Below are 2402 nucleotides of genomic sequence, written 5' to 3'. Positions count from 1 at the left end.
AACTCCTTGGCTCACAGAACGACATGGCTAGATCCGACTTGCCAAACACCGTTTTGACGAGTTGGTCTTTGCCAGCTTCACCATCCCTAATCAACGTAAAAATCAAATTGTAGATTTATGCCTGGAGCACCAGATCAAGGTGTTAAATATCCCGCCAGCAGATGTGTGGACCAATGGTATTGTTAAGCCAGCGCAAATCCAAAACATTAATATTGAAGACCTTTTAGACCGCCAGCAGATCCAGATCGATATTGAAGGTATCAAAAGTGAACTGAGGGGCAAAACCATTTTAATCACTGGCGCTGCAGGATCTATCGGCAGTGAAATTGTTAGACAGCTGATGAAGTTTGAAGTAGGTCTGACTATTATGTGCGATCAAAACGAAACAGGGCTGCATAACTTATTCTTAGAGCTTGAAGAGCGTTACAGTGGGCAACATTTCCAGGCGGTAATGGGCGATGTGAAAGACAAACAGCGCATGGAATTTATGTTCCAGACCTTTAAGCCAGATTACGTTTACCATGCAGCGGCCTATAAACATGTGCCGATGATGGAAGACAATCCGGCGGAAGCCATTAAAACCAATGTATCAGGAACAAAAACCATTGCAGACCTCAGCATCAAATACGGGGTAAAGAAATTTGTGATGATCTCTACGGATAAAGCCGTTAACCCAACTAATATCATGGGGGCGTCTAAAAGAATTGCAGAGATTTATGTACAATCGCTGAACAATTCACTGTACAGCAGAGATACCCTTTACCAAAACGGCTTAAGTTATTTAAACAATCCCGAAATCAAGCCCATCACCAAGTTCATCACCACCAGGTTTGGCAATGTATTAGGCTCCAACGGATCGGTGATTCCGAGGTTTAAGCAGCAGATTGCCAAAGGAGGGCCGGTTACCGTTACCCATCCAGAAATTACGCGTTACTTCATGACCATTCCAGAAGCCTGCCGACTGGTGCTCGAAGCCGGTTGTATGGGTATAGGCGGAGAGATTTATATCTTCGACATGGGCAAATCGGTGAAGATTGTAGATTTGGCCAAAAGGATGATTTCCCTTGCAGGACTGGTGCCCGATGAAGACATTAAAATTGTGTTCTCAGGTCTGAGACCCGGAGAGAAATTATACGAAGAACTCCTTAACGATCAGGAAAATACGATGGCTACCCATCATGAAAAAATTATGATCGGCAAGGTGAGGGTTTACCCTTTCAATGCTATTGAAAAGCAAGTACGCACGCTGCTGGATTTTGCTTTAGCCAACGATAATCACCAGGTGGTCACTTTAATGAAAGCGATGTTACCCGAATTCAAAAGTAAAAATTCTAAGTATGAAGAATATGACCATGTTGAAGAAGAAAATTGTTAATTTAGCGGCAATTTCCATCAAACTATGATCTATCTTTTACTGCTGCCTCTCTTTTACTTTTCGATGCTGGTTTACTTTAGAATAGCAGATCACTATCAAATCATTGACAAACCCAATGGCCGGAGCTCCCATAGCGAAGTCACCATTAGGGGTGGAGGAATTATCTATTTAATCGCGGCCTTATTTGCGGTCAATTTACAAGCCCAATACTGGTTACCCCTTTTGGCATTGTTTATCATTGGGGCCATCAGTTTTGCCGACGATCGTTTAACCCTTTCCCGCGGCATCAGGATCTCTTTCCATTTAGTGGCCGTTACCCTGTTATTTGTTTACCTCGGTATTTTCGGCGATTACCCCATCTGGATCATTGCCCTTTTGTATATCGTGGTTATCGGGGTGATCAATGCCTATAATTTTATGGACGGCATCAATGGCATCACGGGCACCTATAGCCTGGTTGTTTTAGCAGGTTTACAATATGTTAACCTGCAGCAGATCCATTTTATCCATGCCGATATGATCTGGCTGCCCATGATGGCCAGCCTGGTTTTCCTTTTCTTTAATTTTCGGGGTAAAGCACGCTGTTTTGCCGGCGATGTAGGCAGTGTAACCATTGCTTTCTGGATTGTGTTTTTACTGATGCAGTTGATCATCAACAGTGGCCATTTCGCCTATATCCTGTTTCTGGCCGTTTATGGCGTAGATGCCGTATTGACCATTATCCACCGTTTATTCTTGCGACAAAATATTTTAGAACCCCATCGGCTGCACTTTTACCAGGTGTTAGCCAATGACCAAAGCTGGTCGCATTTACTGATCGCCACGATCTATACCTTCCTCCAATTGCTGATTATGGCGCTGGTTATATTTTATCCAACGCAGTTCGGTTTATTGTTTTTCATCAGTACCCTTCCCCTTGTGTTAGTTTATGTTTTGGCAAAGCCGAAGTTGCAGTTAAAAGAAGAGTAAAATACGTTTCTTTGGTGCAATAATTGCGGCTAAGTCGGAGGCCAAGCGGTCTTAGGAA

2 protein-coding genes are annotated in these 2402 nt (G+C 43.3%); both read left to right on the top strand.

Translation table 11 applies throughout. The annotated features are described in order from the left end of the window. Window positions 1-61 precede the first annotated feature (61 nt). On the top strand, window positions 62-1375 hold the full coding sequence (locus ACR2F3_RS00010) for a nucleoside-diphosphate sugar epimerase/dehydratase (RefSeq protein WP_432707932.1): 1314 nt from the start codon (window positions 62-64) through the stop codon (window positions 1373-1375). A gap of 24 nt (window positions 1376-1399) precedes the next feature. Further along, window positions 1400-2344 (top strand): MraY family glycosyltransferase, encoded by a 945-nt coding sequence (locus ACR2F3_RS00005; RefSeq protein WP_432707931.1) that lies wholly within the window; start codon window positions 1400-1402, stop codon window positions 2342-2344. The last annotated feature ends 58 nt before the right edge of the window (window positions 2345-2402 follow it).

The organism is Pedobacter sp. (genome assembly GCF_045627485.1).
GTDB lineage: Bacteria > Bacteroidota > Bacteroidia > Sphingobacteriales > Sphingobacteriaceae > Pedobacter.
The sequence above is the reverse complement of the archived record's forward strand: the minus strand, read 5'-3'. Positions and strand labels throughout refer to the sequence as shown.